This window comes from Bacillus cereus group sp. MYBK95-2 (assembly GCF_051915225.1).
GTDB lineage: Bacteria > Bacillota > Bacilli > Bacillales > Bacillaceae_G > Bacillus_A > Bacillus_A cereus.
This window is the reverse complement of the sequence record NZ_JBQAEH010000018.1, coordinates 1-13,136: the sequence shown is the minus strand read 5'-3', so window position 1 is coordinate 13,136 and position 13,136 is coordinate 1. Positions and strand designations below refer to the sequence as shown.

The following is a 13,136-nucleotide window of genomic DNA, read 5'->3' as shown; positions in this document are numbered from 1 at the left end:
CAAATTCATTTAAATCCTTCCATACAAAAAAGCAAGATACATATGTATCCTGCTTACTCTTCGTAATGTTGAAAAGGTAATCCCGTTCGTAAAATCCCTCTCGTTTCAATTCCACCTAGTCCCTTTTCACCAGTAATTGTATTACGTACGACATCCCATACATTGACTCTCTCCATAAATGAAGTAAAACTAATTTTACCAACTACATATACAGGATCTAGTGCATGAATATTAATTCTAGATGGTGAACTAGCGAAATTGGCCCCTGCACGAATTAGTGCCTCAAAATGTGATTGACATGCCCCAGCAAAAATAACAAGTTGATCCAATGATGGATATTTTTTTCGCACTTCACGAACAGCCTGTACAAAATGTCTTGAATGCCTATATGCCGCTAAATCTCCCTTCACTCCTTTTGATTTTGTATATGCATCATGCCCTGTAATAACGAGAATGTCTGGGCGAAAGTGATCTATTAAGTCTACTACTTTTTCATGCATCTCCGTTTCTTTACAATGAATACCTTGAACAGGAACGCCAATTTTATTATATAAATCTAAGCACTTGCGCAAATATAAAGGGTCTCCATCTATATGCAATACACGTCCCGGCATTTGAAAATAATTCACCTCACTTGTGTATCCACCAGTTGAAGTATGTTCATGCCTTTGTTTCATCAGTACATAATCTTGTTGAAACAAACGATACGTGCGCTCCATTGTTTCTTTCTCACGCTTCACCCTTTTTTTATGTTCTCTTTGATCTATACTAATTAAATCTTCAAGTGGCGCATCCGCCACCAGTCTAATTTCCTCTCCAAACAATATAGCTATCTCGCCTTTTATTTCTATAATACGAAAAAGAATATCCCTCTTATGAGAATATCGTTCCACTAATTCTCCAACATGTAAAACCATTCTCCTACCTCCAAACTCATTAGGCCATCTTACCTGTTTTTAAAGTATGAATTTAAAGAGAGAAAGGTGACAAAAGGGACAGTTCAACTTGAACTGTCCCTTTCATATTCTTATGATAATTTATGAAGAACTAATGCATTACTTAATGTTGCAAACTCTTCAATAGATAGCGTTTCGCCTCTTCGCTTTGGATCAATTCCTACTTCTGTTAAAATTCGATCCAATAATTCCTTATCTTTCGGGAAACCATTTAAATTATTTGATAAATTATTCATCAAAGTTTTACGGCGCTGTGCGAAACTTGCTCGTACTACTTCAAAGAAGAATGTTTCATCTGTCACCTCTACAACCGGTTTCGGACGCTTTAGAAGGCGAATAATTGCAGAATCAACATTTGGCTGTGGTACAAACACTGTACGCGGTACAGTCATAACTGTTTCAACTTCTGTATAATACTGAATAGCAATCGATAAAGAACCATACTCTTTCGTTCCAGGTTTAGCAGCTAAACGATCTCCAACTTCTTTTTGCATCATAACAACAAATCCACGAACTGGTAACTTTTCTTCAAGCAATTTAAATAAAATTGGCGTTGTAATATAGTATGGTAAGTTAGCTACTACCATTACATCTTGCCCTTCTTCAAATTGCTCATTAAATACTTCATGTACATCTGCTTTTAGTACGTCTTTATTAATAACTGTAACGTTACCATATGGCGCTAACGTCTCATCTAAAATTGGTAATAGTCTTTGATCAATTTCAAAAGCCACTACTTTTTTAGCACGCTTTGCTAATTGCTCTGTTAATGCACCAATACCTGGTCCAATTTCAATTGCACCACTTTCTGAACCAATTTCTGCATGATCGACAATACGATTTAATACATTTGTATCAATTAAAAAGTTTTGTCCTAAACTTTTTTTGAATGAAAATCCATACTTTTCAACAATGTCTTTTGTACGATTTGGCGTTGCGATATCCTTCATTTTTTTTCCTCCTGTATTACTTGCTTATAAGCTTCTGCAAATGATTCCTTTGAAACTTGAAACATCTGTAATCGTTTATGTAACTGTTTTGCATTTGTATAACCAATCTTTAATAGCTTACCCATTCTTTCTCTGCGGCTCTTTGCCATTTCTCCGCCCACTAAGCCTGCATCGACTAAATCACTCCAACTAATTTCACTTGTGTAAGCTTCCATTTCTTCATGTATATTCTCTAGAGCGCGGCGAATCGACTCATTAGAAGCGTGTTCGATCCCAACACCCTTTTTCCTTTTAGCAAGCGCTTCTTCCTTCGGTAAAAAGGCATGCTTACAGCCAGGAACCTTGTCAGAAATAATTTTTCGAATACGCTCTCCAGGATAATCCGGATCTGTGAAAATAATAACGCCCCTTTTTTGCTGCGCTAATTTAACTTGCTCAATAACATGATCACCGATTGCTGAACCGTTCGTTTCAATTGTATCCGCATCAACAGCACGCTTAATCGCAACTGTATCATCTTTACCTTCTACAACGATAATCTCTTTTATTTTCATGCTTGCCTCCACACTCATTTCGTCTCTACTTAGTAAAACAAAAAAATGACGACTTTTCCATTATTATTTTCCCCATTCTTATATTTTAAAAAATAGAATAGAAAAATCTTTGTTCTCTGTCCTTATTGTAACACTTCATCATTCACATTTATTTTCTTCATCACTTCTACTAGTTTTTCTCAAAATAAAAAAGAACAGGTTTCCCCATTCTTTTTTATTCAACACCAAATAAAACTTTTGCATTTTTAGTTGTCATTTCTGCTACTTCCTCATAAGAAATTCCTTTTAAATTCGCAATTTCTTCTGCCACGAGTTTTACATAACTCGGTTCATTTCGTTTCCCTCGAAATGGATGCGGTGTTAAATACGGACAATCCGTCTCTATTAACAATTTCTCTAATGGAATCTCCGTAGCAACCTCTTTCGGCTTCTTAGCGTTTTTAAATGTAACTGGTCCACCTAACGAAATTAAAAAGTTCATATCAACACATCGCTCTGCTACCTCTACGCTGCCGCTAAAGCAATGCATAATGCCTCCTACTTCAGCTGCATTCTCTTCTTCTAGAATATCAACAATATCTTGAGTTGCATCGCGGTTATGTATAATAATCGGCAATTTTACTTTTTTCGCTAATGCAATTTGTTTACGGAATACTTCTTTCTGTATTTCTTTTGGAGACTTATCCCAGTGATAATCTAAGCCCATTTCTCCAAGTGCAACGACTTTAGGATGAGAAGCAAGTTCTTCTAACCAAGCTAAATGTTCTTCTGTCATGTCGATTGCATCAACTGGGTGCCACCCAACCGCAGCGTAAATAAAATCATAGGCTTCAGCTAATTCCATCGCCTTTTTTATCGTTACTTCATCAAAACCAACAACAACTGTATAAGTAACTCCCGCTTCTTTCATTCGGGCAATAACCTCTTGCAAATCTCCTTCGAATTGCTCTGCATTCAAATGTGAATGTGTATCAAACAACATAATACATAACTCCTTTTATATTGAAATCAAGTTTATTCTACAAAAATAAGTTCTTTAATAACTTAACGATAACAATACTACAATCTTAATGCAAAAATAGAGAGTGTAAAAAGAAAAAAGACGCTTCACACATGTTACACGTGAAACATCTCTTTTCTTGTCTTAATTACTTGATTTTTGTACCATTTGGTAGATTTTGGTCAATTGATGCTAATGACAATACGCCATTCTCTTCACCCGCTAAAATCATACCTTGCGATAATTCACCGCGTAATTTTACAGGTTTTAAGTTTGTTACACAAATAACCTTTTTACCTTTTAAGTCTTCCGGCGAATAGAATTTTGCAATTCCAGAAACAACTTGACGCTTTTCTGTACCTAAGTCTAGTTGAATTTTTAACAGCTTGTCTGCTTTTTTCACAGGTTCAGCAGATAGTACTTCAGCTACGCGTAATTCTACTTTAAAGAAATCATCAATTGTAATTTCTTCTGCCTTCGGTTCTTCTTCTTTTTTCTCTTCTACTTTAGGAGCAGAGCTTTTCATTTGTTCTTTAATGTACTCTACTTCCACTTCCATTTCTAAACGAGGGAAAATTGGGTTTCCTTTTTCTACTTTTGTTCCAGCTGGAATGCAGCCAATTGTAGATAGACTTTCCCAAGATTTATGAGCTTCATCAGTAAGGCCAAGCTGAGCAAACATCTTGCTTGGTGCTACTGTTAAGAATGGCATAAGCATAATACCTGTTTGACGAAGTACTTCTGCTAAATGAGCCATTACAGAGGCTAACTTTTCACGATCATTCTCATCTTTTGCTAATACCCATGGTTGTGTTTCATCAATATATTTATTCGTACGACTAACTAGTTGCCAAATAGATCCTAACGCTACAGAGAACTCCATATTCTCCATTGCTTCTTCTACTTTTTTCAAAGTATCTTGTGCAAACGCTACTAACGTTTCATCAAATTCCGTCACATTTGCTTTAAATGCAGGGATTTCTCCGTTAAAGTACTTATCAATCATAGCTACTGTACGATTTAATAAATTACCTAAGTCATTTGCTAAGTCGAAATTAATACGCTCCACAAATCCTTCTGGTGTAAATACGCCATCAGATCCAAATGGAACTTCACGAAGTAGGTAATAACGTAATGCATCTAATCCGTAACGATCGATTAATGTAACTGGATCTACTACGTTTCCTTTTGACTTACTCATCTTTCCATCCTTCATTAAAATCCAGCCATGAGCAAAGACTTTCTTCGGAAGAGGTAAATCTAATGCCATTAAAATTATCGGCCAATAAATTGTATGGAAACGAACAATTTCTTTCCCAACTAAATGCACATCTGCAGGCCAGAATTTTTTATATTTCTCTTCATTTGCTGTTCCATAACCTAACGCCGTAATATAGTTAGATAATGCGTCAACCCATACGTAAATAACGTGTTTTGGGTTACCAGGAACACGAACTCCCCAGTCAAATGAAGTACGAGAAACTGCTAAATCTTCTAATCCCGGTTTAATAAAATTATTAATCATTTCATTTTTACGAGACTCCGGCTGAATGAAATGTGGATTATCTTCATAGAACTTTAATAGTCTGTCGACATATTTACCCATTCTAAAGAAATAAGATTCTTCACGAACAAGTTCTACATCATGACCACTATCTGGGCTTTTTCCTCCAACTACTTTGTCGCCTTCCATAATTGGCTCTACTAATTGATGCTCTGTATAGAACGTCTCATCTTGTACAGAATACCAACCTTCATATTCATCAAGATAAATGTCACCTTGATCTACTAATTGTTTAAAGATTTTTTCGACAACATCTTTATGACGATCTTCAGTTGTACGAATAAAATCATCATAAGAAATATCCATCTTCTCCCAAAGCTCTTTAATTCCTGCAACAATGTTATCAACATATGCCTGTGGCGTAATATTTAACTCTTCTGCTTTCTTTTGGATCTTCTGTCCATGTTCATCAGTTCCTGTTAAATAATGCACATTATAACCTTGCATACGCTTATATCGTGCCATCGCATCTCCTGCTACTGTCGTATAAGCATGTCCAATGTGTAATTTTCCACTTGGATAATAAATTGGGGTAGTAATATAAAAGGACTTATTTTCCTCTGTCATTGTTTTGGACCTCCCGAATAACCTCATATGTATTTATAAACAGTATATCAAAAACTCATATATAAAGTGAAACTTTAATCAGTAGGGTTTTTGTTCCTCCCCACTAATTATTAGCCTACGTTAATTGGGCTTTTACGAGCAGCCCAAATCTAACTTATCTTCTTTACGCCAACCTAATTTTCAATTTAGATCTTAATGCTCAATATCTTTATCATCTATTGCTCATATTTCAAAAAAATATACAATATCCACTTTTAATTTATTATTTTTTCAGAAAATAATGTAAATAATTGTGGAATTTCCTCTCAATCTATTATATATAAGAAATAAGAAATCTATAAATCTTTTTAAAAAATATAGAATTTAAGAATTGACGGAAATGTAAATGATTGGTATCATATGTCCATAGGGTATTTTGTCGAAAAATGACGAATCTAAAAATAGACTCGAAACTTATAAACTATTTATTTAGGAGGAAAAAAATTATGAAATCTACTGGTATTGTTCGTAAAGTTGATGAATTAGGTCGTGTAGTAATTCCAATCGAATTACGCCGTACTTTAGGTATTGCAGAAAAGGACGCTCTTGAAATCTATGTTGATGACGAAAAAATCATCTTAAAGAAATATAAACCAAACATGACTTGCCAAGTAACTGGTGAAGTATCTGACGGTAACCTTTCTTTAGCTGAAGGTAAAATCATCTTAAGCAAAGAAGGCGCTGAGCAAATCTTAAACGAACTTCAAGATTATATCGAAACAGCAAAATAAGCTTCTCAATTATGAGAAGCTTATTTTTTATCGACATGATAGATTTGATATACATCTCTTTTCGACAAATCTCGATCTTTAGCGACTGTTTTAATCGCTTCTTTTGAATTCATACTTTTTTCATTTATATAATATTCAATATGATCATATACCGAAAGAGATTCCCACCATTGTTCTTCTGGAGCAGGTTCTTCTGTTGAACCAGCTACTAAAATACAAAACTCACCACGTACTTCATTTTGCTTCGTCCACTCAATTGCTTCTTCGATTGTTCCTCGAATAAATTCCTCAAATTTTTTCGTTAACTCTCGACATAATACAATCTCTCTATTTCCCAACACTTCCTGCATCGAAATTAAAGTATCATCTAAACGATGAGGTGCTTCATAAAACATCATTGTAGTTTGTACATAACGAAGCTTTTCTAACTCCATCTTCCGTTCCTTTTTGTTTCTCTGCAAGAAACCATAGAAATAAAACTGCTTTGTTTCAAGACCGGATGCAATTAATGCTGTAAGGGCTGCATTTGCTCCAGGAAGCGGAATTACATGATATTGCTCAGCTACTGCCTCAACGACAATATCGTAACCTGGATCAGAAATACACGGCATACCAGCGTCACTAACAAGTGCTACATTCTTTCCATCCTCTAATTTCTCTAATAGTTTCTTCCCACTTACTTCTTTATTGTGCTCATGATAACTCGTGACAGGTGTTTCAATTTCAAAATAATTACAAAGTTTTTTCGTTTGTCTCGTATCTTCAGCAGCAATTAAATCAACTTCTTTTAAAATTCGGATTGCACGAAATGTCATATCTTCTAGATTTCCAATAGGAGTTGGTACTAAATATAAAACTCCCTTTTCATTTTGTTGAAAGCTTTTTTGTTGCCACATAGCGTTCTCCTTTTTGCATATATGCCTCTTTTTGTTTTCTCGTTAATTGCTTAAAGTAATACTCCGCTTGCATAGCTGTACGCTTATCATCGTGGGTCTCTACATATTTTAAAACGACAGGAAGCCTGACGCGTGTATACTTAGCCCCTTTGCCGCTATTATGAGTCTGAATTCTCTTTTCTATATGGTTTGTATATCCAGCATAATAACTTCCATCAGAGCACTCTACCACATAAAAAAAGTGCTTATTCTTCTCCATATAAAATTGAACGTAGCTCCTTTGTATATTCGTTATTGTTCTCATATACAACGAGAGGCGGTAAAATTTTCAAATCTGCATTTCCATCCTTAATTCCTTCAATTAACAATGTATTTGCTTCTTTTCCAACCTTAGGATAAACAAATTGCACACGCTTTGGTTCAATTTTATATTTACGCATTAATGTGACAATGTCTAGTAATCGCCCTGGACGATGTACAAACGCTACTTTCCCACCTTGTTTTACTAACTGACTACTTGCAGATACAACATCTTCTAATGTACACATAATTTCATGACGAGCTATCGCTAAATGTTCATTCATATTTTTCTCTGAAGTTTGAGGTGTTTGAAAATATGGTGGATTACATGTAACAACATCATATTGATGACGTCCAAGTTTCTCTGGCATATCTTTCAAATCTCCATGTATGAGGTGAATTCTTTCTTCCAACCCATTGTATTGAACACTTCTTACTCCCATATCATATAAGCGTTCTTGAATTTCCACACCAGTAATATTTCCTTTTGTTCTTGTACTTAATAGAAGGGGAACAACAGCGTTACCTGTACACAAATCAAGTAAATTCCCCTTTTGAATTGGTACCCATGCAAAATCTGCAAGTAAAACGGCATCTAAAGAAAAATTAAATACTGATGGGCTTTGTATAATCTTCATGTCTTGTGCTAATAAGTAATCTAAACGTTCATCTTCATATAAATTCATATACTGCTCCTTTTCTTACCCTTAACCTACCCTATTTCATGTATAAAAAATTACCTTTCCAATTATAATTGGAAAGGTAATTTCACTTTTTATTTAAGAATGAAAGACAGAACAAACAATCTCCCTCTTTACGTACACTTCCATAATGTAGATTGCAAATATGAAAACCTTCTTGATATAGTCTCGCTAAATTGTCATAGCCTTCACCAATATCTGTTTTCGGCTTCACTTCTTTACGTTTTTGAGTTTTTTGTTTTTCTTTATTCTGCACTTCTTCAAAACGGTGTCGCAAATTGTTATTTTCCATTTTTATATGCTGGTTTTCTTCCAACAACTCTGCAAGATGCTGTTTTAACTCTCCCAACTGTTTATATAAATGTCCAATTTGCTCTTCCATACTAGAAACCGATTCAAAAATATCTTTTTTCTCCACAAGCACCCACCTCATTAATCTGTGGTTTGACTCGAAACGACCCCTTTATTCACTAACTCATCTAACGTATATTCTACTATCCGTTCCTTGTCTACTAGTTCCACTTGAATTAATCTTTCTAAAATATTTAATCCGATAACACGGCCAGTACCATGCGGGGTTTGTATACGTTGATCTAAATCAGGAAGTTGTTCCTTTGCTGCCTCATATTCATCATTCTCATATTTTAAGCAACACATTAAGCGACCACATAAACCAGAGATTTTTGCAGGATTTAATGATAAATTTTGATCCTTTGCCATTTTAATGGATACAGGTTCAAAATCCCCTAAAAAAGTAGAACAACAAAGCATACGACCACATGGACCAATACCACCTAGCATCTTCGCTTCATCACGAACACCAATTTGTCTTAGTTCAATTCTTGTTCTAAAAATTGCGGCTAAGTCCTTCACTAGTTCGCGGAAATCGATCCGACCATCCGCAGTAAAATAGAAAATAATCTTATTACGATCGAATGTATACTCTACATCTACAAGTTTCATATCAAGATTATGCTCTACTACCTTTTGTTGACAGACTTGATATGCTTCTTTGGCAGCATGTTTGTTCTCTTCAACAATGGTACGATCATTTTCATTTGCAATACGAATAACCTTTTTTAGCGGTAATACAACGTCGTTTTCATCAACTTGTTTTTTGGTAATAACTACTTTTCCGTATTCAATACCTCTTACCGTTTCTACAATGACAAACTCATTTTCAGAGATATCGAACTGGTTTGGATCAAAGTAATATACCTTTCCGGCCTTCTTAAAGCGAACACCTACTACATCATACAAAACGGTCATCCCTCCTGCAACCGCAACACTAACTGTTCGAACACAAGCTGCGCATTTACATTAGCGTTGATTCTATTTTTTGCCTCTAATATATTAAAGAGAGCTGATACAATGCGCTTCTGAGCATAGGAAAACGATTCAAACATCTCTTTCTGCTCATGAAAAACAAGACGATCTTCTTCTCCAAGTTGAACATATAATAAATCCTTATAAATAAGGAGTAACATATCTAAACCTTGCTGTAATTGTTCTTTCTCTCCAAAGTGTTTTCCCCATTTTTCTTGTACAAAAAAAATAGAGGTTTTATCTTTTTCGAGCGCTTCACATAATTTTATCACTAAAGCTCGTGCTTGTGCAAACCATTCATCACTACATAAAGCTAAAGCTTCATCAAAACTATTTGTAAGTTGAGCAGCAAGTGTCGATAAAGATGCTGTAATCCCTTCATCCTGTAATCTTCTAATTAAAGATTCCGTAGGTAACGGTCTAAACGTAACAACTTGGCAGCGAGATAAAATCGTATTTAAAATTTGATGACTTTGTTCAGTAAGTAAAATAGCAGTTGTATCACTACTTGGTTCTTCTAAAAATTTCAAAAGTGTATTTGCCGCATTTGCTGTCATACGATCTGCGTGCTCAATAATATATATTTTTTTATTTGCCTCTAATCCTGTTTTGGAAAACTCTTCTTGTAAATCATGAATTTGCTGCTTCTTAATAGATAATCCGTCTGGTTTTACAATATGTAAGTTAGGGTGGTTACCTGAATCAATTCGCTTACAGTTTGTACATACATGGCAGGGCTCTACTCCATTCCGCTCAGAACAGAGGAAACTCTTTGCCATTTGAATTGCTGTCGCAAACTTTCCTGTCCCTTTCCCTCCCTCTAACAAGTAAGCGTGGGATATACGCTCTTTTGCAATGCTATTCATCAACATTTTTACACCGATGGGTTGTATAGCAGAAAGCTGCTCCCACGTCTTCGTCATAATGCATACCTCACTTATTTCATTCTTTCCTTCTATTATAACAATTTATCTTCTATAATCTGAACAACTTCTTCTATAAGTTTTTCCATCGGTTGATCAGCATTTACCAATACAATACGATCCGAGAAACGTTCTACAACTTGTAAATACCCTTCGCGCACACTTTTATGGAAAGAGATATCTTCCATATCTAGTCGATTTACTTCACGCCCTGCATCTTTTTCAATCCGAGCCAAACCAACCTCAGGCTCAATGTCTAGATAAATTGTTAAACTAGGCATACAGTCCTCTGTTGCGAAACGATTTATTTCAAATACCTTATCCATACCCAATCCTCTTGCATAGCCTTGGTATGCTAAAGAGCTATCTATAAAACGATCACATAACACGAGGTAGTTCTCATTAAGTGCTGGCATAACTTTTTCTACTAAATGTTGTCTGCGCGCAGCAGCATAAAGAAGCGCTTCTGTACGTGCTTCCATCATCGTATATTCTTGTTTATGTAAAATCGTCCTAATGTCCTCAGAAATTGCAATACCGCCTGGTTCCCTTGTCGCCATTACCTTCTGTGCTTTTTGTTCAAAATATGGCAATAAGCTTTTAATTAACGTTGTTTTACCTGAACCTTCTGGGCCCTCAATTGTTACAAATAATCCCTTCATCCTAAAACCTACTTTCTATATCATACACTTTCATATATTTCGTATTACCTTGAAAACGAGCTCCTGCTCTTTCTAAATACATAATTTGCTCTTTATGCTCTGAAGTAATTCTCTCTCCATACATAATTAATGGAATTCCAGGTGGATACGGAATCACCATTTCCGCCGCAATCATTCCAACAGCCTCTTCTATAGATACTATCTTTGTTTCATATCCGTCTAGTTGTTTATACGTATACGGTAAAAGAGAGAATTCACCATTATAAGTATAACGAATAGATTCCCTCTTGTCTTTCACCTCATAATGTTGCAATGCTACTCGGATCATCTCTATAACCTTCATATATCCCTCATTTACTTGTAAGGGTAAAATAAATAGGACATTGTACGGATCAGCCATCTCTGTATATATACCGACCTTTTCAAATACAGACTGTAATTCGTACCCTGATAACTGACAACGAGTTTGTACGGTGACCTTTAACTCATCTTGCAACGGATATTCTAAAATGGCGATTTGGGGAATAGAACGTAATTGTTCCTTAAATCTTCGTAAAAACTCAACAATTTCACTGTGACCTTCTTCTTTTATACGCGCCATTGTAAAGCGTGCTATATCCAAGGAAGCCATAATTGGATACGATGGACTACTAGATTGTAGCATACTTAAATAAGTAGTAACCTTATCTTCGTCTACTAAATGACTATTTATATGTAAATAGGAACCCATTGTCATTGCGGGTAATGTTTTATGTGCAGAATGAACTACAATATCTGCACCATATGTTAATGCTGACTTCGGAAATGGTTCTCCCAAACATAGATGTGCCCCATGTGCCTCATCTACCAAAACAGGGATTTTATGTGCATGTGCAAAAGCGATGCTTGCCTCTAAATCCATCCCCATACCATAATAATTAGGATGCGTTAAAATAAGTGCTTTCGCATTTGGATACTTTCCAATTGCGTTCTTAATAATTTCATTACGAACTCCCACTGGTACGTTATAAGCTTCATCAATCCATGGATCTAAAAAAATGGGATTTGCTCCCGCAAGTTTTAAACCATTAATAATTGATTTATGACAATTTCTTTGTACAAGAACAATATCATGTTCCCCGCAACAAGACAAAATCATTGCTAAGTTCCCGACTGTTGAACCATTAATTAAAAAATAACTTCTCTTTGTATTATAAACTTCAGCCAATAATTGTTGTGCCTCATCTATACATTCAAACGGACTATGCAAATCATCTAGTCCTGCTAATTCAGTTACATCAATAGATAGAATACCTTTAAACTCTCTTATTACCTCCTGAGGGAAGTTTAAACCATTCTTATGACCAGGAACATGAAAGGATAACGGCCCTCTTTCTTTAAACTCTATTAACGCCTCATATAAAGGCATACGATTTTGATTCATCTACATCTCTTCCTTATTATTCATTCTCTATCTATTATACAGAACAAAAAAAATAATAGGCATATGCCTATTTAAAAATATGATACTTCTAATTTTCGAAGCTGCTTTAAATAATATATATATTTCGGATCATCTGTCTCTGTATTCACCATATCCTTTTCACATTCATGGCATATTAAATTATTATAAACATATATACCTTCTTTTCTTTTTGTCTCACAAACAATACAAACTTCACTTTGTAATTTCATAATCTTCCCTCCCTATTTAAGTGAACCTATTTTATACTTCTAATCCTTAACAATTTACAGAAAAATATACACCCATCTTTTATATAATATGATTAACTCTTGGGCAACGTGTTTGTATTTCCATTACTTCTTTCCCATTCTTTTTAACAATACAAAAAAACACAAGTCAAATGACTTGTGTTTTTAGTTGCTTGGCGACGTCCTACTCTCACAGGGACAAGGTCCCAACTACCATCGGCGCTAGAGAGCTTAACTTCCGTGTTCGGTATGGGAACGGGTGTGACCTCTCTGCC

15 protein-coding genes and 1 rRNA gene are annotated in these 13,136 nt (G+C 35.2%); 1 reads left to right on the top strand and 15 read right to left on the bottom strand.

All coding sequences use genetic code 11. The features are described 5' to 3' along the window. Window positions 1-53: 53 nt before the first annotated feature. The 5 genes from yabG to metG form a co-directional block, all read right to left on the bottom strand. Window positions 54-917: a sporulation peptidase YabG gene (gene yabG / locus ACTFN4_RS29335; RefSeq protein WP_000242868.1), complete on the bottom strand. Its 864-nt coding sequence runs from the start codon at window positions 915-917 to the stop codon at window positions 54-56. A gap of 110 nt (window positions 918-1,027) precedes the next feature. Next, a complete protein-coding gene (gene rsmA, locus ACTFN4_RS29330) occupies window positions 1,028-1,906 on the bottom strand; it encodes a 16S rRNA (adenine(1518)-N(6)/adenine(1519)-N(6))-dimethyltransferase RsmA (protein WP_000651548.1) in 879 nt (292 codons plus the stop codon). Next, entirely contained in the window at window positions 1,903-2,460 is a 558-nt protein-coding gene (gene rnmV / locus ACTFN4_RS29325; protein WP_000692835.1) for a ribonuclease M5, read from the bottom strand. The genes rsmA and rnmV overlap by 4 nt, the downstream gene beginning before the upstream one ends. 214 nt (window positions 2,461-2,674) lie before the next feature. After that, window positions 2,675-3,442, bottom strand: coding sequence for a TatD family hydrolase (locus ACTFN4_RS29320; RefSeq protein ID WP_000895851.1), 768 nt, complete (start codon window positions 3,440-3,442; stop codon window positions 2,675-2,677). A 166-nt stretch (window positions 3,443-3,608) separates the two neighbouring features. After that, window positions 3,609-5,591 carry a methionine--tRNA ligase gene (gene metG / locus ACTFN4_RS29315; RefSeq protein WP_000134140.1) on the bottom strand — a complete coding sequence of 661 codons (1,983 nt, stop codon included), beginning with the start codon at window positions 5,589-5,591 and terminating at the stop codon, window positions 3,609-3,611. A gap of 485 nt (window positions 5,592-6,076) precedes the next feature. On the opposite strand from metG, the gene ACTFN4_RS29310 reads away from it, so the two are divergent. Further along, a complete protein-coding gene (locus tag ACTFN4_RS29310) occupies window positions 6,077-6,361 on the top strand; it encodes an AbrB/MazE/SpoVT family DNA-binding domain-containing protein (protein ID WP_000843036.1) in 285 nt (94 codons plus the stop codon). Between the two features lie 20 nt (window positions 6,362-6,381). On the opposite strand, the gene rsmI is transcribed toward ACTFN4_RS29310, so the two are convergent. The 10 genes from rsmI to rrf form a co-directional block, all read right to left on the bottom strand. Further along, the gene (gene rsmI, locus ACTFN4_RS29305; protein ID WP_000267821.1) at window positions 6,382-7,257 is read right to left on the bottom strand and encodes a 16S rRNA (cytidine(1402)-2'-O)-methyltransferase; all 876 of its coding nucleotides are present in this window, start codon (window positions 7,255-7,257) and stop codon (window positions 6,382-6,384) included. Beyond that, window positions 7,226-7,516 (bottom strand): GIY-YIG nuclease family protein, encoded by a 291-nt coding sequence (locus ACTFN4_RS29300; RefSeq protein WP_000414350.1) that lies wholly within the window; start codon window positions 7,514-7,516, stop codon window positions 7,226-7,228. Before ACTFN4_RS29300 ends, rsmI begins: the two co-directional genes overlap by 32 nt. Next, on the bottom strand, window positions 7,503-8,243 hold the full coding sequence (locus ACTFN4_RS29295) for a tRNA1(Val) (adenine(37)-N6)-methyltransferase (RefSeq protein ID WP_001055366.1): 741 nt from the start codon (window positions 8,241-8,243) through the stop codon (window positions 7,503-7,505). The genes ACTFN4_RS29300 and ACTFN4_RS29295 overlap by 14 nt, the downstream gene beginning before the upstream one ends. Before the next feature lie 82 nt (window positions 8,244-8,325). Further along, the gene (yabA, locus tag ACTFN4_RS29290; protein ID WP_000412063.1) at window positions 8,326-8,676 is read right to left on the bottom strand and encodes a DNA replication initiation control protein YabA; all 351 of its coding nucleotides are present in this window, start codon (window positions 8,674-8,676) and stop codon (window positions 8,326-8,328) included. 14 nt (window positions 8,677-8,690) lie between these two features. After that, complete coding sequence (locus ACTFN4_RS29285; protein WP_000272429.1) at window positions 8,691-9,518, bottom strand: PSP1 domain-containing protein; 828 nt, start codon at window positions 9,516-9,518, stop codon at window positions 8,691-8,693. 5 nt (window positions 9,519-9,523) lie between these two features. Then, window positions 9,524-10,507, bottom strand: coding sequence for a DNA polymerase III subunit delta' (gene holB / locus ACTFN4_RS29280; RefSeq protein WP_000169561.1), 984 nt, complete (start codon window positions 10,505-10,507; stop codon window positions 9,524-9,526). Window positions 10,508-10,542: 35 nt separating this feature from the next. Next, window positions 10,543-11,169 carry a dTMP kinase gene (tmk, locus tag ACTFN4_RS29275; protein ID WP_000677221.1) on the bottom strand — a complete coding sequence of 209 codons (627 nt, stop codon included), beginning with the start codon at window positions 11,167-11,169 and terminating at the stop codon, window positions 10,543-10,545. 1 nt (window position 11,170) lies between these two features. Further along, window positions 11,171-12,592, bottom strand: a complete 1,422-nt coding sequence (locus tag ACTFN4_RS29270) for an aminotransferase class I/II-fold pyridoxal phosphate-dependent enzyme (protein ID WP_001075304.1) — start codon at window positions 12,590-12,592, stop codon at window positions 11,171-11,173. A 71-nt stretch (window positions 12,593-12,663) separates the two neighbouring features. Continuing rightward, window positions 12,664-12,843 (bottom strand): sigma factor G inhibitor Gin, encoded by a 180-nt coding sequence (locus ACTFN4_RS29265; protein WP_000776278.1) that lies wholly within the window; start codon window positions 12,841-12,843, stop codon window positions 12,664-12,666. A 189-nt stretch (window positions 12,844-13,032) separates the two neighbouring features. Next, window positions 13,033-13,136: ribosomal RNA gene (gene rrf, locus ACTFN4_RS29260) — 5S ribosomal RNA — on the bottom strand; the annotation flags it as partial.

What these genes read in the sequence shown, in the direction of transcription:
- ACTFN4_RS29270 (WP_001075304.1), bottom strand. Translation starts at nt 12,592, where the DNA reads ATGAATCAAAATCGTATGCCTTTATATGAGGCGTTAATAGAGTTTAAA.
- ACTFN4_RS29295 (WP_001055366.1), bottom strand. Translation starts at nt 8,243, where the DNA reads ATGAATTTATATGAAGATGAACGTTTAGATTACTTATTAGCACAAGAC.
- rsmI (WP_000267821.1), bottom strand. Translation starts at nt 7,257, where the DNA reads ATGTGGCAACAAAAAAGCTTTCAACAAAATGAAAAGGGAGTTTTATAT.
- ACTFN4_RS29300 (WP_000414350.1), bottom strand. Translation starts at nt 7,516, where the DNA reads ATGGAGAAGAATAAGCACTTTTTTTATGTGGTAGAGTGCTCTGATGGA.
- holB (WP_000169561.1), bottom strand. Translation starts at nt 10,507, where the DNA reads ATGACGAAGACGTGGGAGCAGCTTTCTGCTATACAACCCATCGGTGTA.
- tmk (WP_000677221.1), bottom strand. Translation starts at nt 11,169, where the DNA reads ATGAAGGGATTATTTGTAACAATTGAGGGCCCAGAAGGTTCAGGTAAA.
- metG (WP_000134140.1), bottom strand. Translation starts at nt 5,591, where the DNA reads ATGACAGAGGAAAATAAGTCCTTTTATATTACTACCCCAATTTATTAT.
- rsmA (WP_000651548.1), bottom strand. Translation starts at nt 1,906, where the DNA reads ATGAAGGATATCGCAACGCCAAATCGTACAAAAGACATTGTTGAAAAG.
- rnmV (WP_000692835.1), bottom strand. Translation starts at nt 2,460, where the DNA reads ATGAAAATAAAAGAGATTATCGTTGTAGAAGGTAAAGATGATACAGTT.
- ACTFN4_RS29310 (WP_000843036.1), top strand. Translation starts at nt 6,077, where the DNA reads ATGAAATCTACTGGTATTGTTCGTAAAGTTGATGAATTAGGTCGTGTA.
- ACTFN4_RS29265 (WP_000776278.1), bottom strand. Translation starts at nt 12,843, where the DNA reads ATGAAATTACAAAGTGAAGTTTGTATTGTTTGTGAGACAAAAAGAAAA.
- ACTFN4_RS29320 (WP_000895851.1), bottom strand. Translation starts at nt 3,442, where the DNA reads ATGTTGTTTGATACACATTCACATTTGAATGCAGAGCAATTCGAAGGA.
- yabG (WP_000242868.1), bottom strand. Translation starts at nt 917, where the DNA reads ATGGTTTTACATGTTGGAGAATTAGTGGAACGATATTCTCATAAGAGG.